The organism is Candidatus Microbacterium phytovorans (assembly GCA_029202445.1).
Classification (GTDB): domain Bacteria; phylum Actinomycetota; class Actinomycetes; order Actinomycetales; family Microbacteriaceae; genus Microbacterium; species Microbacterium phytovorans.
The window spans coordinates 2824461-2844887 of sequence record CP119321.1; the positions used below are offsets into that span (position 1 = coordinate 2824461).

The 20427-nt window shown below is 70.6% G+C and carries 18 protein-coding genes; 13 read left to right on the forward strand and 5 right to left on the reverse strand.

The features are described from left to right. Window positions 1-13: 13 nt before the first annotated feature. Window positions 14-967, forward strand: a complete 954-nt coding sequence (locus tag P0Y48_13420) for a class C sortase (protein ID WEK13440.1) — start codon at window positions 14-16, stop codon at window positions 965-967. 22 nt (window positions 968-989) lie between these two features. On the opposite strand, the gene P0Y48_13425 is transcribed toward P0Y48_13420, so the two are convergent. The 4 genes from P0Y48_13425 to P0Y48_13440 form a co-directional block, all read right to left on the reverse strand. Continuing rightward, a complete protein-coding gene (locus P0Y48_13425; protein WEK13441.1) occupies window positions 990-2024 on the reverse strand; it encodes a hypothetical protein in 1035 nt (344 codons plus the stop codon). After that, window positions 2021-3295, reverse strand: coding sequence for an ATP-binding protein (locus P0Y48_13430; GenBank protein ID WEK13442.1), 1275 nt, complete (start codon window positions 3293-3295; stop codon window positions 2021-2023). Before P0Y48_13430 ends, P0Y48_13425 begins: the two co-directional genes overlap by 4 nt. Before the next feature lie 157 nt (window positions 3296-3452). Continuing rightward, complete coding sequence (locus P0Y48_13435; GenBank protein ID WEK13443.1) at window positions 3453-3728, reverse strand: SHOCT domain-containing protein; 276 nt, start codon at window positions 3726-3728, stop codon at window positions 3453-3455. After that, a complete protein-coding gene (locus P0Y48_13440; protein WEK13444.1) occupies window positions 3725-4162 on the reverse strand; it encodes a DUF6325 family protein in 438 nt (145 codons plus the stop codon). Before P0Y48_13440 ends, P0Y48_13435 begins: the two co-directional genes overlap by 4 nt. A gap of 431 nt (window positions 4163-4593) precedes the next feature. On the opposite strand from P0Y48_13440, the gene P0Y48_13445 reads away from it, so the two are divergent. Beyond that, window positions 4594-6024 (forward strand): hypothetical protein, encoded by a 1431-nt coding sequence (locus P0Y48_13445; protein WEK13445.1) that lies wholly within the window; start codon window positions 4594-4596, stop codon window positions 6022-6024. Between the two features lie 182 nt (window positions 6025-6206). After that, window positions 6207-6842: a response regulator transcription factor gene (locus tag P0Y48_13450; protein WEK13446.1), complete on the forward strand. Its 636-nt coding sequence runs from the start codon at window positions 6207-6209 to the stop codon at window positions 6840-6842. A 123-nt stretch (window positions 6843-6965) separates the two neighbouring features. On the opposite strand, the gene P0Y48_13455 is transcribed toward P0Y48_13450, so the two are convergent. Further along, window positions 6966-7733, reverse strand: coding sequence for a DeoR/GlpR family DNA-binding transcription regulator (locus P0Y48_13455; protein WEK13447.1), 768 nt, complete (start codon window positions 7731-7733; stop codon window positions 6966-6968). A 198-nt stretch (window positions 7734-7931) separates the two neighbouring features. On the opposite strand from P0Y48_13455, the gene P0Y48_13460 reads away from it, so the two are divergent. From P0Y48_13460 to P0Y48_13505, 10 genes are read left to right on the forward strand one after another with little or no spacing between them, the layout of a single operon-like run. Then, the gene (locus tag P0Y48_13460) at window positions 7932-9452 is read left to right on the forward strand and encodes an ABC transporter substrate-binding protein (protein WEK13448.1); all 1521 of its coding nucleotides are present in this window, start codon (window positions 7932-7934) and stop codon (window positions 9450-9452) included. Between the two features lie 14 nt (window positions 9453-9466). Further along, window positions 9467-10414, forward strand: a complete 948-nt coding sequence (locus P0Y48_13465; protein ID WEK13449.1) for an ABC transporter permease — start codon at window positions 9467-9469, stop codon at window positions 10412-10414. Next, window positions 10411-13140 (forward strand): dipeptide ABC transporter ATP-binding protein, encoded by a 2730-nt coding sequence (locus P0Y48_13470; GenBank protein ID WEK13450.1) that lies wholly within the window; start codon window positions 10411-10413, stop codon window positions 13138-13140. The genes P0Y48_13465 and P0Y48_13470 overlap by 4 nt, the downstream gene beginning before the upstream one ends. Continuing rightward, window positions 13140-13925 carry an alpha/beta hydrolase gene (locus P0Y48_13475; protein WEK13451.1) on the forward strand — a complete coding sequence of 262 codons (786 nt, stop codon included), beginning with the start codon at window positions 13140-13142 and terminating at the stop codon, window positions 13923-13925. The genes P0Y48_13470 and P0Y48_13475 overlap by 1 nt, the downstream gene beginning before the upstream one ends. Beyond that, on the forward strand, window positions 13922-14878 hold the full coding sequence (locus tag P0Y48_13480) for an aldo/keto reductase (GenBank protein WEK13452.1): 957 nt from the start codon (window positions 13922-13924) through the stop codon (window positions 14876-14878). The genes P0Y48_13475 and P0Y48_13480 overlap by 4 nt, the downstream gene beginning before the upstream one ends. An 11-nt stretch (window positions 14879-14889) precedes the next feature. After that, window positions 14890-15663 carry an aldolase/citrate lyase family protein gene (locus tag P0Y48_13485; protein ID WEK13453.1) on the forward strand — a complete coding sequence of 258 codons (774 nt, stop codon included), beginning with the start codon at window positions 14890-14892 and terminating at the stop codon, window positions 15661-15663. Beyond that, window positions 15660-16886 carry an exo-alpha-sialidase gene (locus tag P0Y48_13490; GenBank protein ID WEK13454.1) on the forward strand — a complete coding sequence of 409 codons (1227 nt, stop codon included), beginning with the start codon at window positions 15660-15662 and terminating at the stop codon, window positions 16884-16886. Before P0Y48_13485 ends, P0Y48_13490 begins: the two co-directional genes overlap by 4 nt. Further along, entirely contained in the window at window positions 16873-18024 is a 1152-nt protein-coding gene (locus P0Y48_13495; protein WEK13455.1) for a four-carbon acid sugar kinase family protein, read from the forward strand. The genes P0Y48_13490 and P0Y48_13495 overlap by 14 nt, the downstream gene beginning before the upstream one ends. Then, a complete protein-coding gene (pdxA, locus tag P0Y48_13500; GenBank protein WEK13456.1) occupies window positions 18021-19073 on the forward strand; it encodes a 4-hydroxythreonine-4-phosphate dehydrogenase PdxA in 1053 nt (350 codons plus the stop codon). The genes P0Y48_13495 and pdxA overlap by 4 nt, the downstream gene beginning before the upstream one ends. Next, the gene (locus tag P0Y48_13505) at window positions 19066-20427 is read left to right on the forward strand and encodes an MFS transporter (GenBank protein WEK13457.1); all 1362 of its coding nucleotides are present in this window, start codon (window positions 19066-19068) and stop codon (window positions 20425-20427) included. The genes pdxA and P0Y48_13505 overlap by 8 nt, the downstream gene beginning before the upstream one ends.

Below are 20427 nucleotides of genomic sequence, written 5' to 3' on the forward strand. Positions count from 1 at the left end.
GGAAGACCCCAGGATGACTCTCACCGCTCAGCCGCCTCCACCCGCGCGAACCCGCGCCGCCGCGCGCGCCGCGCGGGTTCGTCGCCGCTTCTCCGTGGCCCATGGCGTGGCGGCCGTCGTGCTGGTGCTCGGCGCCGGCACGATGCTGTACCCGTCTGCCGCCGCCTGGTTCAGCGACCGCGCGCATGCGACCGAGGTGTCCGGCTACGTGAGCGACGTGGATGCCGCGGGCGACAGCGCCCTGACGCGCGCCGTCGACGCCGCTCAGGACTACAACGCCCGTCTCCCGGAAGGTCCGTTGCGCGACCCGTTCCTCCTCACCTCCGACGGGACGGCCGCGTCCGTCGAAGAAGGTCGCGACGAGTACCTGTCGCTCCTGCGGTTCGGCGATTCCCCGACGATGGCGCGGCTGCGCATCCCCGAGATCGGTGTCGACCTCCCGATCGCGCACGGGACGGATGCCGACACCCTCGCGCGCGGCGTGGGCCACCTCTATGGTTCTTCGCTGCCGGTCGGCGGCCGCGGCAGTCATGCCGTGCTGTCGGGCCACTCCGGACTCCCCGAAGCCACCCTCTTCACACACCTGAACGAGCTCGAGGCGGGCGACACCTTCGCGATCGACGTCGCAGGCCGGACCCTCACCTATCGGATCGATCAGATCCTCACGGTCGACCCTCGTGACGGTGATGCCCTCCGCCGAGTGCCGGGGCGCGACTACGTCACGCTCCTGACCTGCACACCGATCGGCGTCAACACCCACCGGCTCCTCGTCCGCGGCGAGCGGGTCGCGGATGCCAGGGGCGACACGGCCGCGCGCGCCCTCGCGCCGCAGGCCGCAGATCCCGGTTTGCCCTGGTGGGCGCTGGGTGCGGCGGCCGCGCTCTCGGTGGGAACCGCTGTCGCGTGGCCGCGGCGTACGCGTGCAGACGCGCTCGCGCCAGCCCACGGGGATCGCCCCGGCGAGTGAGGCCGCGAAGGGCCGACGCAGGTCAGCCCTGCGGAGTCGTCAGCGCCCGTCCGTGGGGGTCGAGCCGGAGCGGTTCGGCTGTGGAGGGGGAGGCGCCTTCGTGGGCGGAGTCGATCACGACGGATACCTCCGCGTCGTCGTGCTCGGGAAGGAGACGGATCGTCACGCGTTCTCCGGCGTCGGTCGTGCGCAGTCGTTGTTCGAGCGCACTGGCGAGAGGGCGTCCGATGGTCTCACGGTCGGTGTCGCCTTCTCCGAGCAGCAGCACCTCCACGCCGCGGCGACGTGCGGCGCGGATCTCGGCGGTGAGTCCGGGTTCGCTGAGGCGCGGGCAGCGGAGGTGGTCGCGGAGCGCAGCCTCCGCCATTCGCACCTCCCGCTCGAGTTCGGGGGTGAGGGTCCGCGTCTGCACGAGGCGCTCGAGCACATGATGGGCGCCGGATGCCACGATCGAGTTCCTCATCCGGAGGTCGGCGAGCAGGCGCTCCTGCTCTTGCAGTGCCCGCAGTTCGGTGCGCGCGTTCGCGCGGAAACCGGCCTCCCGGCGTGCGAGATGTCGGGCGTAGGCCAGCCAGGTCAGCGCGAGGGCGATGATGAAGATCGGATAGAGATCGACGAAGAGGGTGGGTGGCGCATCGGGAACGCGCACCGCCGCCGCCACGCTGCGAAGCGCGAGGAGGATCGCGGCGATAGAGGCGCCCAGCACCCCATGCCCGAACAGGATGACCATCGTGCAGAGGAAGACCGCAGCGGTGAACAGTGCCGGCTCGTACGCAGGGGTATCGAAGAGGAGCAGGACGGAGGAGGCCATCGCCGCGCCGGCGAGCATGAGGAGCTCGCGCAGTCGTGGCTGACGGTGCAGGCGCAGCTCCCAGGGGAGCAGCAGTCCCACCGCACCGATGATCGACCCCGTGAACGCGAGCCAGAGCGGCCAATTCTCGCTTTGCTGCAGCGTGCCCTTGAGCAGGGCGCCCGTAAGAGGCGCGGCGACGAGTCCTGCTGTCACCCAGAGGAAAGGGAGGCGTGCTCGGCGCCCGATGAGGGCGATCGTCATCATGCGATCTCTCCCACGCTCGGGCCCGCCGACCGGCCGTCGGCCCGATGTGGCGGGACCTCCCAGTGCAGGAGCACACTCGTTCCCCGGCCGGGTGCGCTGTCGATGCGGGCGTCGCCGCCGGGGACGTCGCGCATGCGCCTCAGGACGGACTCCTTGACGCCCAATCGGTCCGCAGGGACGCTCTCGGGCTCGAAGCCGGGGCCGTCGTCGGTGATACTGACCTCGATCGTTCCCGCACCGATGCGTCCCGTGACGCAGACATGATGGCCGGGCGCGTGACGATTGCTGTTGCGGATCGCCTCCGCCATCGCTTCGCGCATGGCGTGTACGGCGTCTGCGGCGAGGTTCACGACCGGTGCGCCCGCCGGTGTTGCGGTTGCGACGTTGACCGTGACATCCGTCACGCCGAGCGAGCGGGCCTGGTCGACGATCGCACGTCGCGCCTCGACGGCGACGAGATCGTCACCGCTGTCGGACGTCTGCGCGTCGAGCAGGTGCAGTGCCCGCTCGGCCATCGAGACGACGTCCGGCGGGAGCGCGACGGCATCCTGCCGTCCGAACAGTGCGATTCCGTTGAGAGCGCCGAGCACGTGATCGTGCGCGTGTCGTGCCTGCGCGCGCTCCCCTCGGATGCGGGCCTCTGCGGCGGTCGCGTCTCGAGCACGCCGTTCCCACCTCTCCTGGAGCGCGAAGTGAGCGACCATGCGCGAGCGATAGAGGACGAAGACCATGACATAGGTCACGTTCATGAACTGCACCACCGTGAGCACCAGCATGATGGGCGGCACGTGGTGATGACCCAGCCAGAAGCCGAGGGCGGGGGTCAGCGCCAGCACGGCGGCGAAGGCGTTGACGCGAACCAGCTGTCGTTCCATGGATGCTGTGCCTGGTCCGGGGCAGCGCAAAGCGAGCAGGCAGAGGTAGACCGCCGTCAGCATCCAGGTCGTCTCCCAGATCTCGGCATCAGGTGAATGGCCGATGTCCGAGGATGCGATGAAGGCGGTGAGTTGCAGCGCGACCCCGAGGGCGGGGATCAACAGCCACAGCGCGTCGAGCACGCGCCACGTGAGGAACCGAGCGGGTGCGGCGGCGAGGGCGACGAACAGCAGCGCGAGGAGCGCGTGTCCCCAGAGCCAGGCGTCCACACGCTCACCGGGGCGCTCGAAGTACTCGACGAGCCACCAATAGCCCACCATCAGCACACCGGCGAGGCCCAGAAGTCTGCTTAGGGTGCGGTCGAATCTGGCGAGTCTCTCGGTGGAGACCGGCATCCTGCTGTCCATCGGCGCGCCCCCAGCATCTTCGCCTCTGTATCGCTCCCCAGTATGGGACCTGCGGCCCCCGCGCGACGACGGCTGCGGCCGTGTGACCACTCGATGCGGTGGCTCCGGAAAGGGGCACGCGCAGCGCGAGCCCCCGGTTACGGCCTCAGGGTGCGCCGAGCAGCCGCTTCTTCTGGGATGCGAACTCTTCGTCGGTGAGGGCCCCGGCCTCACGGAGGTGCGTGAGCTGGGTGAGTTGCTGGATGACCTCCGCTGTCGACGGCGGAGCGCCAGGGTCGGCTGTCGTCACAGGTGAGACGGCGGAGACGGGGGATGCCGAAGCTGCGTCGAGCGCCGCCCACCGCTGCTGCTGCCGGCGGTGGGTGCTGCCGATCACCCGTGTGGCCACGCTCGCGCGGGCGGCGGTGCGGAGCAGGCTCACGGGGCCTCCTCCCCGCCGACGGCACGGTGGAGGTCGGCGATGTCAACGCCGCCCGAGAAGATCTCGACGCCCCCGATGCGGGCGAACGCGTGCGCGGCGACGGCGAGGCTTCGATCCTCGTAGACGATCACCAGGGCGAACTGATCGCGCGCGATTTCGACGGCGATGTCGTGGAGGTCTTCGGCATCCAGCAGGTCGGATTGCGCAGCCTCGAAGAGCTGCATGTCGATGCCCCCCGGTTCCTGGAGGTCGTGGAGATGCACGGTGGTCGGGCGTCCCGCCGGGTCGAGAGCGACGGCGGTGATGTCGAGGAGTTCGATCGTGCCGGCGGCGACTGCCGCGGCGACCGCGGACAGGCCGGTGCTGAGCGGTGCGCCGAGCGGGAAGGCGAAGACGGCGTAGTCGACGGGGCCCGCGAATGTGCTGGTGGCCATGAGGCCTCCTTCAGGAGTGAGGGCGTGGCTCGATCCTAGGAACGGATGGATCGACGCCTCAGGCCCGAGGCCGGAATCCCCCGGTTCGAGGGGTTTCGTCGGGCAGATCTTGTGACTCGCGTCATACCGAGATTCACTCGCCCTGAACCACCCCGGATCACTCCGGCGACCCCCATCGCCGGCGCGGGGCGGTCTGGTGCCCCCAATGCCCAGTCCGCCCCGTTTCGCGGCGCTCGCACGCGTTCACCCACGGGAACCAGTGGTTTCTCCGCCGCGGAGGGGGCCTCCGCGCCGCCGCCTGCTTAGTGTCGCCGCGGGGGAACGTTCTGCCTGCCCGCTTTCGAGCGGAGGCGCGGCATCTCCCGTGCCCGGGCGGCGGAGTCACCTCGCCCGGCATCCGCATCTGTCCCGCGAGGAAGTCTGAGCCACCCGTGAAGTCCCATCGAAATCCCCTGCGCCGGTTCGCGGCGCTGGCCGCCGTCGCGGCCATCGTCACCAGCGCATTCGCGTTCGCGACGACCGCGACCGCCGCCGTTCCTGAGCCCGCCGTGTCCGCACCGTTCTCCGCACCGCTGTGCGAAGGGTCGACCACCTCCAATCCGCGCGCGGCGAGCGGGCCTGTGAGTGACCTCTCGCGCGTGTTCGGTCAGCGTCTCACCGACTACAACGCCGGTCGGATGGTCGTGCTCTACGACGTCATGGGCGAGAACGGAACAGCACCCCCGATCTGCGGCACCCGCTACGTCGAGGGCGTGGGCGCGGTCTCGGAGTGGATGTACTGCACGGACTTCACCTCACACACCTGTTCCACCACCGACGCGTCGGGACGACTGACGGAGGAAGGTGTCGTCGTGCCCGGGATGGAGGACCTCGACACCAACCCGCGACTGTCGGCCGATCAGGAGCGGCTGATCCGCTACCTCCTCACGACCGAGATCCGCATGATCGACAGCGACGGCGCGCATCTCACGGCGAACGGAACACTCCGGGAGCGTCAGACGCGCCAGCGCGCCATCTGGTGCGTCTCCGACGAGATGTCCGATCTGCCCGTGTACGTCCAGCGGTTCTGCCTGACCAACCTGACCGATGCTCAGCAGCAGGCGATGCTCGACTCGATCCCCGCCGACCCGGTGCTGAACCCGACGCTGGAGCTTGCCGGCGGCGAGACGGCGGTCGCGGTCGGTGAGGAGGTGCGCATCACGCTGGAGACGAACGTCACCGGCCTGCCGATCACGATCGACGCCCCCGGTGCGACCGTGGCCGTGTGCGCCACGTCGGCGGATGCCGCGACCTACAGCGGCGGAGAACTCCTCATCGACGCGGCTGCGGGGGCGACGGTGAGTGTCGACCTGTGCCTCACGTGGAGCGCGGCCGGAGACCACACGGTCACCGTGGGCGCCGAGAGCGTGGGTGCGACGGCCGATCAGCTCCACTGGGTGCAGTCGCCGGGCATCGTCGGCGGCGTGCCGTGCCAGGTGTACTCGGCCTTCTCGTCGACCGCCCCGGCGGGTGTTTCGGCCGCGCTCGACGTGCCGGTGACCGGCACCACCGAGCCGACCCCCACCCCGACGCCGACTCCGACTCCGACCGCGACGCCGGAGCCGACGCCCACCCCGACCCCGACCGCGACGCCGGAGCCGAGCGAAACTCCGACGCCGACGCCCTCGGAGACGGTCGCGCCGACGCCGGAGCCGACGCCCACGACGCCCGGTAGCGTCGGGGGTGAGTCGGACGGTCCCGACGGCGCCCTCGCGGTGACCGGTGGGGTCATCGGCTGGGGCACCGCGTTCGTCGGCGCTGCGGCGGTCGCGCTCGGCGTGATCGTCCTGCTGGCCCGCCGCCGCGAGGTCGAGAAGGTCTGACCGTCGAAGTGACGAAGGCGCCCCCCGGAGACTCCTCCCGGGGGCGCCCTTCGTCGTCGCCCCGGCATCCCACCCCCTTCTTGACGCGGCAGCCACTGCTTCCAGTGGCCGAGCGGCCCGGGTGACTGTCGCATCTGCGGGTCGGCGCGATACCGTCACGGCAGGAGAGCCGGGAGGATCGCATGAGTGCACGCATCGGACTCGTCGACGACCACCCGTGGATCGTGCTGGGCGTGACCGCGATCATCAACGCGCAGCCCTCGATGCGAGTCACAGGCGCCGCCGGCAGCGTGACGGCGCTCTTGCAGTTCGGGAGCCGCTTCGATGTCGTGCTGCTCGACCTCCAACTCGCTGACGACTCGTCTCCGCGCGACAACGTCCTGGCCCTCGCCGCATCGGGGGCCGTCGTGCTCGCGTTCACGAGTGGTGAGAACGCCGCCCTCGTGCGCGAAGCCGCGCGGGCGGGGGTGGCCGGAATGCTGCGGAAGTCGGAGCCGCCGGCGCGGATCGTGCGAGCGATCGAGGTGGCGCTGGCGGGCGAGACCGTCGCCACTCCCGACTGGGCCGCTGCGCTCAGCGGTGATCGGAGCTTCGTCGACGCGCAGCTCACTTCGCGTGAGGCGGAAGTGCTCGGCCGATACGCCTCGGGTCAGACCGCGGATCAGGTGGCCGCTGCTCTCTTCGTGTCACGCGACACCGTCCTCGACCACCTCCGCCGCATCCGGCGGCGATACTCGTTGGTCGGTCGGGACGCACCGACGAAGGTCGATCTGCATCGCCGCGCCGTCGAGGACGGGCTGGTCTCTCCCGACGCCTGAGCCCCAGCCTGCGGCGACGCCGCGTCACGCCGGCGGACCGGGTACAGGCGGAACCGGCCGTGTCGGCATCGCCGCTGCATGCGGCGCTCGAATCTGCCTGTATCCGGGCGCCCGGGCCTCGCTTCAGGCTCCCGTGGCGATCTCCACGCGGATGCCGGCATCGCGGAAGGGCTCCAGCTGCTCCGGGGTCGCGTTCCCGTCGGTCACGAGCGTGTACGTGCCCACTTGCGCCCAGGCGTCGAAGGGGGCGCGGCCGAGCTTGGAGGAGTCGGCGAGCACGTAGACGTCGCGTCCGCGCTGCGCCATGAGCTCCTTGGTCCGTGTCTGCTCGAGGTCGGCTTCGCAGATGCCGAGCTGTGCGTGGATCGCGTCGGCGCCGAGGAACACGCGGTCGGCGGTGACGCGGGAGAGCGTCAGGTCGGTCATGGCTCCGACGAGTCCTTGGCTGATGTGGCGCAGGCGGCCGCCGAGGAGGATCACCTCGACGTCGGTGGCGGATGCCAGTTCCAGCAATGACGTCACCCCGCTCGTGATGACGGTGAGGGATGAACGGTTCCTGAGGGCAGCCGCGACGCGTCCGGTCGTGGTGCCCGCGTCGAGCATGATGGTCTCCCCGTCGGCGACGAGGTCGGCGCACCAGCGGCCGATGGCATCCTTCTCGGCTCGGTATTCCTGAGCGCGCTGCGCGAGAGTCTGCTCACCCACACCGGCTCCGGGCAGCATCGCCCCGCCGAGGGTGCGGGTGACGGCGCCCGAGACCGCCAGTCGCTGCAGGTCGCGCCGCACGGTCGACTCGGTCACTTCGAGCAGGACGGCGAACTCTTCGACGGTCAGGGGGCCGCGTGCGGCCAGGAGGTCGAGCATCTTCGCGCGACGTTGCACACCGTTCATGGCGATCAGTGTATGCCCGAGATCCGCGAGAGAAGATGCGCAACGCGCCATTGTCGCGTGCGATACGCAACTTTGCGGGGCCATCTTGCGCAAAACGAGCAGAAGGGTGATGATGTACAGGCTGCGGTGCTGCAGCGAACAACCCGATCGATGGTGATAGGAGGCGCGATGTCCGCGCAGAGAAGGATTCCGAGGAGCGTGGGTCTTGTGACCGTCGTCGCCGCCTCGGTCGCGCTGGTCTTGTCCGGGTGTGCCGGCGGCGGAGGAACCGGCGGGGGGAGCGACACCCTCACGATCGCCATCAACGGCGAGCCGCAGAGCCTGGACCCCGCCAAGAACGGCGGCGACTTCCAGCAGATCGTGCAGTGGCTCTCGTACGAGCCGCTCATCCGACAGCAGGCCGACGGCTCGTTCAGCCCGGGCCTGGCCGAATCGTGGGAGTACGTCGGCGACGACAACACGACTTTCGAGCTCACCCTCCGCGCAGACGCGACCTTCGCCGACGGCGAACCGGTCACCGCAGAGTCCGTCGTCGACACGATCGAGTACTACGTCGCGACACCCGGAACCCTGCACTCCACGATCGACGCGCTCGAGAGCGTCGAGGCCGTCGACGACGACACCGTGCGCATCACCTACAGCACGCCCAACCCGATCCTTCCCTACGTCTTCAGCCAGATGACCAACTACGGGAACGTCATTAGCCCGGCGGGACTCAAGGATGCCGAGAAGCTCGGCACCGCCACCTTCGGAGCCGGGGCCTACGTCCTCGACGCGGGAGCCACCGTCAGCGGCGACCGCTACGTGTTCACGCCGAACGAGAACTACTGGAACCCCGACGCGCAGAACTACGACAAGGTCGTCGTTCGCGTCATCCCCGACGCCCAGACCGCGCTCAGCGCCATCAAGACGGGTCAGATCAACGTCAGCACCGTCACCTCGCAGGCGCAGGTGAGTGAGGCGGAGTCGAGCGACATCGACGTGCTCACCGGCAAGCCGCTCTCGATCGTGGTGTGGCTGATGGACCGCGACGGGCGCGTCGACGCCGCGATGGCCGACCCGCGCGTGCGACAGGCGCTCAACTACGCCGTCGACCGCGAAGCGATCGCCAGCGCGCTCGGCGACGCGTACTCGCCGCTGACGCAGTACGTCGCGCCGGGCGGCATCGGTCACTCGACCGCCCTGGAGGGTGCGTACGCCTACGATCCGGCCAAGGCCAAGGAACTCCTTGCCGAGGCGGGAGTCGGCGACGGATTCACCCTCGCCTTCGCCACGAACACCGACAACCGCGACGCCGAGGTCTCGCAGATCCTCGTCGAGCAGTGGGCGGCGATCGGTGTCACGGCCGAACTGACGACGTACAACAACCAGCCCGGCGAGATGTTCGGAGCGATCGCCGACGGCAAGGTCGCCGCCATCACGTTCGCGCTCAACGCCGACGTGACGACGCAGCAGGCGCTGCTCACCTCGGCATCCGTGTTCAACCCGTTCGGTCTCACCAACGACGACGTCACCGCGGCCTATGACACGCTCTCGCTCGCTGCGGGGGACGACGTCGCGAGTGCCGCCGAGGCGGTCAACACGGCGCTGTCCGACGACGCCTGGTTCGTGCCGGTCGTCAGCGTCGACAGCTTCCTGTTCGCCAAGGGTGTCTCCGGACTGGGTGAGCTCGCCGCCAACGGCGCGCTCGACATCCTGTCCTGGGCTCCCGCCTCCTGACGGAGACCCCCACGATGAAGATCCTGATCGTCCTCGGACGCCGACTGCTGTGGTCGATTCCCCTGCTGTTCGTCGTGTCCATCATCACGTTCGCGCTCGCCTCGCTCATGCCGGGCGACGTGGCCAGCGTGATCCTCGGGACCGGTGCCACTCCCGAGCAGCGTGCGCTGATCACGGAGCAGCTGGGCCTCGACCAGCCGCTGTGGGTGCAGTACACCTCGTGGCTGGGCGGCGCTCTGCAGGGCGATCTCGGATCTTCTGTCTTCAGTAACGAGAGCGTGGCGGGGATGCTGTCTTCCCGGCTCCCCGTCACCCTCTCGCTCGCCTTCCTCACCCTCATCGCGTGCGTACTGCTGGGCGTGCTCCTCGGCGCGCTCTCCGCGATCCGTGGCGGAGCGCTCGCGCGGATCCTGGATGCCACGTCGCTCATCGCCATGAGCATCCCGAGCTTCTGGTTCGCGGCGGTGATGATCATCGTGTTCGCCGTCGCGATCCCGCTCTTCCCGGTGTCGGGCTACGTACCGTTCGCCGACTCGCCGCAGCTGTGGTTCGCCTCGCTGGTGCTCCCCGTGTTCTGCCTCGCGACCAGCAGTGTCGCGGGACTCGCCCTGCAGATGCGGGGCCAGATGGTCGCCACGTTCCGGAGCGACTTCGTGAAGGCGCTGCGCGCCAACGGCATCTCGCCCCGCTCGATCCTCTACCGGCACGTGCTGAAGAACGCGGCCGGGCCGGTCGTGACGCTGACGGGTCTGCTCGTGGTGACCCTGCTGGGCGGGACCGTCTTCATGGAGAAGGTCTTCGGAATGGCGGGGCTCGGCACCCTCGCGGTCAACGCGACCGCCCGCCACGACCTGCCGGTGATCCAGGGGGTCGTCGTCTACTTCACGCTCGTCGTCATCGTGGTCAACCTCATCACCGACGTCGCCTACGCCGCGCTCAACCCGAAGGTCGTGACCTCGTGACCGACACCAAGCTCCTGCTGGCCGAAGAGACGGCGCGCCCCGCTCGGCGCCCCCACTTCCTGCGATCGATGCTGCGCCGACCGAGCGCGTCCGTCTCGCTGCTGTTCCTCCTGCTCGTCGTTCTCGCGTGCGTGTTCGCCGGCGTCCTGAGCCCCTACAGCCCGTTCGAGCAGAACCTCGCGGCGGTCTACCAGGGTCCGAGCGCCGCCCACCCGCTGGGCACCGACTCCCTCGGCCGCGACCTCCTGTCGCGTCTGCTGCACGGCGGCCAGGTCACGCTCTCCGGTGCGATCGTCGCGGTCATCGTCTACGGTCTGCTGGGTGTGATCGTCGGCATCATCGCCGGCACCGCCCGGGGTCGCGTCGACGCCGTCATCATGCGGTTCGTCGACCTCATGCTCTCGATCCCGGGGCTCATCGTGCTGCTGGTGGTTCTCGCGATCTTCGGATCGAACGAGATGGCCGCCATGATCACCCTCGGCATCCTGTCGGCACCGAGCCTCATCCGCGTCGTGCGGGGCTCGACACTCAGCGCCAAGACGGAGCTGTACGTCACGGCTGCCCGTGTGGCGGGCCTCACCCCCGCTCAGGTGCAGTGGCGTCACATCCTCCCGGCGATCAGCGGACCGGCCATCACCCAGGTCACGCTGTTCGCCGCCGCCGCGATCCTCACGGAAGCGGGCCTGGGCTACCTCGGTCTCGGCGTGCAGCCGCCCCAGCCCAACTGGGGAAACCTCATCAACGATGCGCAGCAGGCGATGATGACCTCGCCGTGGATGCTGGTGCCCACCGGCGGAGTGCTCGTGCTCGTCTCGCTCGCTTTGGGCATGCTCGGCAACGCGATCCGCGACGCGTACATGGGTCGCGGTGCACGCTCCGACGACGGCGAGCAGAGCTGGCGGTCGATGGCCGCGAAGGTCGTCCGCGGTCAGAACCCGGTCGCGGGCGCCGAAGCCGAGACGGCTCTGCTCAGCGTCCGCGGGCTGGATGTGACGCTGGGCGACGGGACCACGAAGCTCGTCTCGGGCGTCGATCTCGACGTCGCGCCCGGAGAGTCCGTCGGAATCGTCGGGGAATCGGGCAGCGGAAAGACGATGTTCGTCACCGCGCTGCTGCGCATGACGCCTCCCGGCTCGACCATCTCTGCCGATGCCTGCCGGTTCGACGGACGCGACCTCCTCGCCCTCGACGAGAAGGGCATGAACGCGATCCGCGGCACGGGGATCGCGTACATCACCCAGGAGTCGATCTCGAGCCTCGACCCCGTCTTCACCGCCGGTCAGCAGGTCGCCGAAGCGGTGCGTCAGCATCGCCGCGTAAGCCGGCGCGAGGCGAAGCGCATCACCCTCGAACTGTTCGCGATGGTCCGCCTGCCCGACCCCCGCGCTGTCGCGGCGCGCTATCCGCACGAGCTGTCGGGAGGGATGGCGCAGCGCGTCTGCATCGCCCGCGCCCTGGCGGGGGAGCCACGACTCCTCGTCGCGGACGAGCCGACGACGGCCCTCGACGTGACGGTGCAGGCCGAGATCCTCGACCTGCTGCGCGACCTGCGCGAGAAGACCGGTATGGCGCTGCTCATCGTGACCCACGACTGGGGTGTGCTCGCCGACTCGTGCGACCGCGCGCTCGTCATGTATCGCGGCGAGATGGTCGAGCAGGCGCCGGTGGTCGACCTCGTGCGCACGCCGCAGCATCCCTACTCCGCGGCCCTCCTGGCGGCCAACCCTTCGGAGGTGGCGGCGGGATCCCGACTGCCCACCGTGGCCGACATCTTCCCCGAGGCCGGCGCCGCCGTCGTGACGACGGCGCGACCCACCGCTCCGGCGGCAGACGCCGCTCCGGTCGCGTCGACCGAGGCGGCCCCTGTGGCGTCGTCCGGCGAGCCGCTGCTGCGCATCGAAGACCTCTCGGTCGTCTACCCCGGTCGGGGGCGACGTCGAGCGCACCCCGCTCTCGACGGCGTCTCGATCGATGTAGGGCGCGGCGAGACGGTCGGCGTCGTGGGCGAATCGGGCTCGGGCAAGTCGACGACCGGCAACTCCGTGCTGGGACTCACGCCGATCTCGTCGGGCCGGATCCTCTTCGACGGCGAGGACATCACGGGCCTCCCCGCCACGGGGCGCCGCGACTTGAGCCGGCGGCTGCAGGCGATCTTCCAGGACCCCTACAGTTCGCTGAACCCGCATCGCACCGTCGGTCAGAGCATCACCGAGACCCTCGAGGCCGACCCCGCCGACGACCGCGCGACACGTCGCGACCGCGCGATCGACATGCTCGCGAGCGTCGGGTTGGATGCCGCCGCCTACGACCGCTATCCCGGACAGTTCTCCGGCGGCCAGCGTCAGCGCATCTCCATCGCCCGGGCCATGCTGCCCGCGCCGGAGCTCATCGTCTGCGACGAGGTCGTCTCGGCGCTGGACCTGTCGGTGCAGGCGCAGGTGATCAACCTGTTGGTCGACCTGCAGCGTCAGAACGGTCTGTCGTACCTCTTCATCACGCACGACCTCTCCGTCGTGAAGCACCTGTGCCAGCGGGTCGTGGTGCTCAGGAACGGCCAGATCGTGGAGGAGGGGCCGACCGAGCGCGTCCTCACCGATCCGCAGACCGCGTACACGAAGCGACTCGTCCTCGCAGCCCCGGTCATCGACCCCGACCGCCAGCGGGAGCGTCGCCTCGAGCGACTGGACGCCGTGACCACCAACATGCCGAGCTTCAAGGGAGCCTGATGCCATTCCTCGACATCAACCAGTCCGACATCTTCTACACCGACAGTGGTGCGGGGGACCCCCTCGTCATGCTGCACGGACGCTCGGCATCCGGCTCGTGCTGGGACTGGCACATCCAGCGCCTCCGTGACCGGTACCGCGTCATCGCCTTCGACAGCGTCAACCACGGTTTCTCGAGCAACTCGCCGCGGGACGAGATCGAACCCGACCGGGTGGACGAGCTGGATGCCGTGCTCGACGCGCTCGGCATCGATCGGCCGATCATCGTCGGTCAGTCGATGGGCGCGATGACCACCCTTCGCTGGGCCGCGCGCAATCCCCGCCGGGCGCGCGCGATCATCGCCACCGGGATGGGCTGGCCGATCCCGCCGATCGGAACGATCTCGCCGGCGCCGCTGACCGACGGCCTGTGGCTGGAGTCCCGCAACTTCAACGCCGACTGGGCGGCCGAGAATCCGCGGATCATCGCGCAGTACTCACGCATCCGCTCGACGGCGACCGCCATCGAGAACTCCCTCCGTCCGCGACCGTGGGCGGAGAACGAGTGGCTCGCCGCCGATTTCGGCAGCCGGCTCGCCGCCATCGAGAGCCCTGTCGCGCTCTTCGTGGGGGCCGACGACTTCATGGCGGACCCGGTGCGCAATCTTGCGACCGTCATCTCGCACGCGCGGCTGGAGGTCGCCGAGGACGCGCACCACAATGCGTACCTGCAGTGCCTGGGCCGCTTCATCGACCTGATCGATGAGACCGTCGAGGTCGCTCGTGCGGCGGAGCGCGACTCATGACCGCCCGTCCGTACGGGCGTCTCGCGGTGGGCACGATGACCTTCGGCGACACGGTCGACGCCGCCGACGCACGCACCCTTCTCGACACCGCGCTCGACGCCGGTGTCTCGATGGTCGACACCGCCAACGGGTACGCAGGCGGAGCGACGGAGGCGATCCTGGGCGAACTCCTCGAGGGCCGCCGCGATCGGGTCGTGCTGGCGACGAAGGCCGGTATCCCGCACCCGGATGCCGCGGGCGCGCCGCCCCTGTCGCCCGCGGCGCTCACGGCGAGCGTGGAGGGGAGCCTGCAGCGGCTGCGCACCGACCGGATCGACCTGTTCTACCTGCACCAGCCCGACCGCGACACTCCCCTCGCGGAGACCCTCGCGACGATCGCGGGTCTCCTGCGCGACGGGAAGATCGTCGACTACGGCGTCTCCAACTACGCGGCGTGGCAGATCGCGCAGATCCAGGCCATCGCCGATGACCTCGGCATCCCTCGTCCGCGCGTCGCGCAGCAGGTGTACAGCGTGGTCGCCCGACGGATCGAGGACGAGTACCGCGAGTTCGCGCTGACGACCGGGCTCAGCACCATGGTCTACAACCCCCTGAGCGGGGGACTGCTCAGCGGGCGCCACTCGTGGGGCGAGCAGCCGACGGAGGGCCGTTTCGGCACCTCACGGCTGGCGGGCATGTACACGCAGCGCTACTGGAACGCCGAGATGTTCGAGGCGATCGGCGCCCTCTCCCGCATCGCCGACGAAGCGGGCGTGGGGCTGCCGGAGCTCGCGCTGCGCTGGCTGCTCGGCCGCCCCGGGGTCGACACGATCCTGCTGGGCGCGTCGCGCCGGGCGCACCTCGACGCCAACCTCGCCGCCCTGTCCCGCGGGCCGCTCGACACCGAGGTCGCGGCCGCGTGCGACGCCGTCGGCGACGCGCTCCGCGGACCCATGCCCGCCTACAACCGATGACGGAGACGACGATGACCTCCTCCTCTTCCTCCTTCGCCGAGCGGCTCCGCAGCGGCGGCAGCGCCCTCGGCTACTGGGTCGTGATCGACAGCCCCGTGTCCACGGAGCGGCTCGCCCTCACCGGCTACGACTACGTCGCTCTCGACGGGCAGCACGGGCTCCTGGGCTATTCGGGGCTGCTCGCGGGGCTGATCGCGATCGAGGCGGCGCACGGGCCGGCGGGCGTGGTGCGGGTCGAGGCCAACAACGCCACGCCCATCGGGCGCGCACTCGACGCGGGCGCGGCGGCGGTCATCGTGCCGCTCGTGAACACCCCGGAGGATGCCGCGGCGGCTGTCGCTGCGACCCGGTATCCGCCCGCCGGAATCCGCTCCTACGGTCCGATGCGGTCGGGGCTGCGCATCGGGCCCACCCCCGCCGAGGCCGATCGCAGCGTGCTCGTGTTCGCCATGATCGAGACGCCGCAGGGTCTTGCCAACGTCGAGGCGATCGCCGCCGTTCCGGGTCTGGACGGACTCTACGTCGGACCGTCCGACCTCACGCTCGCGCTCGGCGGCACGACGTCGACCGACACCTCGGTGGCATCCGCTTTCGACGACGCGCTCGCCCGCGTGCTCGACGCCTGCGCGACGAACGGGATCATTCCCGGCATCCACTCCGCCTCCGGCGACATCGCTCGCGAACGCCTCGATGCGGGCTTCCGGTTCGTATCGATCGCGTCCGACCTCACCCACCTGGAGGCGGCGGCGCGTTCGCACCTGTCGGTGGCACGGGGTGGCGCATGACCAGCAGATACGCGGCCCAGCGCGATGTCGTCACGCGTGCCGATCGCGCCCTGTTCGACGGTGTCCTGCGTCCGGGCGACCGTCCGGGCCGCACCGACGCCTATCTCGCGGTGCCCACCGTGCAGGCGCACGCCGCCATGTTGCACCGCCTTCCCGGGGGCGACCTCGGGCTCGTGTGGTTCGGGGGCACGCAGGAGGGCGTGGGCGACATCTGCATCTGGTTCTCGCGCCTCGGCCCCGGCGCGGAGCGGTGGTCGGCTCCGGTGCGACTGACCGACGACCCGGAGCGCTCCGAGCAGAACCCCGTGCTGTTCACGACACCGAACGGTGACGTGTGGTTGCTCTACACGTCGCAGTCGGGCGGTCACCAGGACACCGCCCAGGTGCGGCGACGTGTCTCCACCGACGACGGGGCCACCTGGAGCGACAGCGAGATCCTCTTCGACGCGACGGCGGAAGGCGGCGTCTTCATCCGACAGCCTCTCGTGGTCACGACCACCGGTCGCTGGCTGCTGCCGATCTTCCGCTGTGCGCGCGAGGAAGGCGAGCGGTGGACCGGCGACCACGACACGAGCGCGGTCATGCTCTCCGACGATCGCGGCCGCACCTGGCGGGCGGTGGAGGTGCCGGGCAGTCTCGGCGCCGTCCACATGAGCATCGTCGACCGCGCGGAGGGCGTGCTGCACGCCACCTTCCGGAGCCGCTGGGCCGATCGCGTCTACCGTTCCGTGTCTTTCGACGACGGCGACACGTGGAGTTCTCCCGAGCAGACCGCCCTTCCGAACAACAATTCCTCGCTGCAGCACGCCGGGCTCGCAGACGGCGATCTCGTCCTGATCTACAACCACAGCAGCCGCGACGACGCTGACGCCCGCCGCGCGTCGCTGTACGACGAGATCGACGACGACGGCGGGCTCGAAGCGGCGCCCGCATCCGTCGTCGCCCTCGCGGATGACGCCCGCCGCGCCTTCTGGGGTGCGCCGCGTGCACCGCTCACCCTCGCGACGTCCTCCGACGGCGAGGCCTGGGACGTCCTCACCGACCTCGAGCAGGGCGATGGCTACTGCCTGACCAACAATTCGCGCGACCGCCTCAACCGGGAGTTCTCCTACCCGGTGGTCCTCCCTCGGCCCGACGGGTCGCTCGACCTGGCGTACACGTTCTTCCGTCAGACGATCAAGCACGTGCACCTCGACGCGGGGTGGCGCCATGTCGGCCGCTGACGCGGGAGCGTCGTGGGGTGTCGTCGCCGACGACCTGACGGGCGCGGCGGACGCCGGCGTGCAGCTCACCCGCGCGGGCCTCGCCGTGCGCGTCCACGTTTCCGCCGGGGGCGGGGTACTCGACGATCGCTCGCCGCACGGCGTCGATGTCCTGGTGACGGAGGCGCGGCACCTCGATGTCGCGGCGGCGGATGCCGTGACCGCGGATGCCGTCGAGGCCCTCCTGCTCGCCGGCGTCGACCGCGTGTACCTCAAGGTCGACTCCGCCGGTCGCGGCTCGATCGGCCCGCAGGTGAACGGCGCGCTTCGCGCCCTCCGCGCACGGCGGCCCGACGCCCGCGCGCTCGTCTGCACCGCCTATCCCGCTCTGGGCCGCACCGTCGAGGGCGGTGTCGTCCTCGTCGACGGTGTCGCGTCGACGGCCTCGCCCGCCGCCGACGACCCGGTCGCGCCGCCGGTGACCGCCGACCTGCGCGTCGCCTGGCCGAGCGCCGACGTGGAAGTGGCCGACGCCGCCGACGACGCCCAGCTGGCCGGCCTCGCCCGGCGCGTGCTCGACACCCCCGAGCTGCTCGCGGTGGGGTCCGCCGGTCTCCTCGCCCGCCTCGTGGACGTGGGGGCTCCGACCGACCGCGACGCGCGTGCCGCCGCCACCGGCAGCCCCGACGTGTCGGGGGCGATCGTGGTCGCCTCGAGCTCCCTGCACCCGATGGCCCTGCGTCAGCTCGACGAGCTGAACGCCGCCGACCGAGCCGCCCTGATCGTGGTGCCCGCTCCCACCGAGCCCCTCGCGCCCGATGCGGCCGCCCGCCAGTTCGGTGAACGCGTCGCGGCGGCGGTCGTCGCCGCGCACACGGCCCATCCGGTCGCCGCGCTCGTCCTCGTCGGAGGCGACGGCGCGCTCGCCGCCCTCCGGCACCTGGGTGCCCGTCGGATCGTCCTCGACGGCAGCCTCCGGGAGGGCATTCCCACCGGGATCATCGTCGGCGGCGCGGCCGACGGCATCCGCGTCGCCACGAAGTCCGGCGGCTTCGGCGACCCCCACACCCTCATCGAGCTCGTCGCCGCGTTGCGCCACCCCGACCTCGCCACCCCGTACACGACCCGTCTCGCCACCCCTCAGAAGGAACAGTCATGACTTCGCCCTCCGCTCCGCTTCCCGTTCTCGCGGTCACTCTCGGCGACGTCGCCGGGGTGGGCCCCGAGATCACGGCGAAGACGCTCCTCGCCCACCCGGAACTGCGGGAGATATGCGTGCCCGTCGTGGTGGGCGACCTCGACGCGATGCGCCTCGGCATCCGTCAGGCCGGGCTCGACGAGACCGCCGTGCGGGTCATCGACTCTCCGCGCGATGCGCGCAACGACCCCGATCTCATCGAGTTGATCCAGGTGGGCGGCTCCCTCGCCGACGTGCCGGTGGGCGAGTTGAGCGCGGCGGCCGGCGACGGCGCCTATCGCTTCGTGGTGGCGGCCTGCCGACTCGCCCGCGACGGAGACGTCGACGGCATCGTCACCGCACCGCTCAACAAGGCTGCCATGCACGCCGGCGGACACAAGTGGCCGGGGCACACCGAGCTCCTGGCACACGAGTTCGACGTCAAGAACTACAGCCTCGTCCTGTCGGCCGGCGACCTCTACCTCTTCCATCTCACGGCTCACGTGTCGTTGCAGCAGGCGATCGCCGACTGCACGCCCGAGCGTGCGGATGACGTCCTGACCTTGGCGGGCGCACTCGTCAGCGCCCTCGGAAAGCCCCAGACACCGATCGGCCTGTGCGGCCTGAACCCGCACGCGGGCGAGAACCGCATCTTCGGAGACGAGGATGCCGACATCCTCGCCCCTGCCGTCGGACGCGCTCGCGAACGCGGGCTCGACGCGCACGGCCCGCTGCCCGCCGACGCCGTGATCCCCGCCGCCGTCCGCGGCAAGTGGGACGTGGTGATCGCGTGCTACCACGACCAGGGACACGCCCCCTTCAAGGCGGTCTACGGCGATGACGGCGTCAACATCACGGTCGGCCTGCCGGTCGTGCGCGTCTCGGTGGACCATGGCACGGCGTTCGACATCGCCGGGCGCGGCATCGCCCGCGAAGCCAGCCTCGTGCTGTCCTGCCGCCGCGCCGCGGAACTCGCCCCCGGCTGGCAGACCGTGTGGGAGGCCGCACAGGAGTCGCTCGGCGTTGCCTGACGCGGCGGCTCGGCCGCCCCGCGGCCTCGTCGCCGTCCTCGCCGTGGCGGCGTTCGGCTACGGGCTCATGCAGTCGCTCGTGACGCCGCTCCTTCCGGTGCTGCGCGAAGAGTGGGACATCGACGCCTCGCAGGCCGCGTGGCTCGTGAGCGGCTTCCTTGTCGCCGCGTGCGTCGCGACGCCGATCGCGGGCCGACTCGGCGACATGTTCGGTCGTGCGCGGGTGCTCCGGATCGTGCTCCTCTGTTTCAGCGTCGCCTCGATCGGCGCGGCCTTCGCGCCGGCCTATCCGCACCTCCTGGCCGCCCGCGTCGTGCAGGGCATCGGCGGTGCGGTCTTTCCGCTCGCCTTCGGGCTCGCCCGGCAGCGCTTGTCGACCGCGCGGCTCTCGGGTGCGATCGGCATCATCTCCTCGATGATCGCGGTGGGGAGCGGGGTCGGGCAGGTCGCCGTGGGCCCCATCCACGACGTCGTCGGCACCCAGGGCGTCTTCGCCGTCGGCGCGGTCGTCGTCGGCGCGGCTACCGTCGCGGTGTGGGCCGTCGTCCCCGGCGACGCCGCCGCACGCCGCCTGCCGATCGACGTGGGGGGAGCGGTGCTGCTGGCCCTCTGGACCACCTTGGTGCTCGTCGTGATCTCCGAGGTGCCGAGGGCAGGGTGGGGCGTGGGCGAGATCGCCGCGGCGCTCGTCGCGGCCACGGCATTCGCGGTCTGGGTCGCCGTCGAGCGCCGCGCCGTCGTGCCGATCGTGAACCTGCAGCTCATGACCACCCGACCCGTGATGTACGCGAACCTCCTGGCGCTGCTCTTCGGCTTCATCCTCTTCGGCGGGATGATCACCCTGCCGACCTTCGTTCAGGCGCCCGCCGAGGGAGGGTACGGCTTCTCCGCGACGATCCAGGAGTCGGGCCTGTACCTGTTGCCGCAGACGGCCATGTTCCTCGTGATCAGCCTGCTCGCCTCCCGCATGCATCAGTGGCCGGGGGAGCGGGTATGCCTCGTCGCCGGCGCCGTGCTGGGGACGATCGGCCAGTCGCTGCTGCTGCTCCTGCACGCCGAGCCGTGGCAGGTGATCGTGGGCAGCATGGTCTCCGGTGCCGGAGTCGGGCTCGTCTATACGCACCTCGCGGTGCTCGTCGTGCGCATCGTGCCCGAGAACGAGAGCGGATCCGCCAGCGGCACCAACACGAACATCCGCAACATCGGCGGGAGCATCGGGGCGCAGGTGACGGCGGGGGTGGCGCTGGTCGTCACGGGTGCCGCCGGCTACACCGCGGTGTTCGGCATCCTCGCCCTCGTCGGGCTCGCCGCCGTGCCGGTCGCGCTGCTGCTGGCCCGCGCCGTGCGCCCGTAG

Bases quoted from the DNA above. Each gene is read 5' to 3' on its own strand.
- P0Y48_13420 (WEK13440.1), top strand. From the start codon at position 14: ATGACTCTCACCGCTCAGCCGCCTCCACCCGCGCGAACCCGCGCCGCC.
- P0Y48_13425 (WEK13441.1), bottom strand. From the start codon at position 2,024: ATGATGACGATCGCCCTCATCGGGCGCCGAGCACGCCTCCCTTTCCTC.
- P0Y48_13430 (WEK13442.1), bottom strand. From the start codon at position 3,295: ATGCCGGTCTCCACCGAGAGACTCGCCAGATTCGACCGCACCCTAAGC.
- P0Y48_13440 (WEK13444.1), bottom strand. From the start codon at position 4,162: ATGGCCACCAGCACATTCGCGGGCCCCGTCGACTACGCCGTCTTCGCC.
- P0Y48_13450 (WEK13446.1), top strand. From the start codon at position 6,207: ATGAGTGCACGCATCGGACTCGTCGACGACCACCCGTGGATCGTGCTG.
- P0Y48_13455 (WEK13447.1), bottom strand. From the start codon at position 7,733: ATGAACGGTGTGCAACGTCGCGCGAAGATGCTCGACCTCCTGGCCGCA.
- P0Y48_13465 (WEK13449.1), top strand. From the start codon at position 9,467: ATGAAGATCCTGATCGTCCTCGGACGCCGACTGCTGTGGTCGATTCCC.
- P0Y48_13475 (WEK13451.1), top strand. From the start codon at position 13,140: ATGCCATTCCTCGACATCAACCAGTCCGACATCTTCTACACCGACAGT.
- P0Y48_13480 (WEK13452.1), top strand. From the start codon at position 13,922: ATGACCGCCCGTCCGTACGGGCGTCTCGCGGTGGGCACGATGACCTTC.
- P0Y48_13485 (WEK13453.1), top strand. From the start codon at position 14,890: ATGACCTCCTCCTCTTCCTCCTTCGCCGAGCGGCTCCGCAGCGGCGGC.
- P0Y48_13490 (WEK13454.1), top strand. From the start codon at position 15,660: ATGACCAGCAGATACGCGGCCCAGCGCGATGTCGTCACGCGTGCCGAT.
- P0Y48_13495 (WEK13455.1), top strand. From the start codon at position 16,873: ATGTCGGCCGCTGACGCGGGAGCGTCGTGGGGTGTCGTCGCCGACGAC.
- pdxA (WEK13456.1), top strand. From the start codon at position 18,021: ATGACTTCGCCCTCCGCTCCGCTTCCCGTTCTCGCGGTCACTCTCGGC.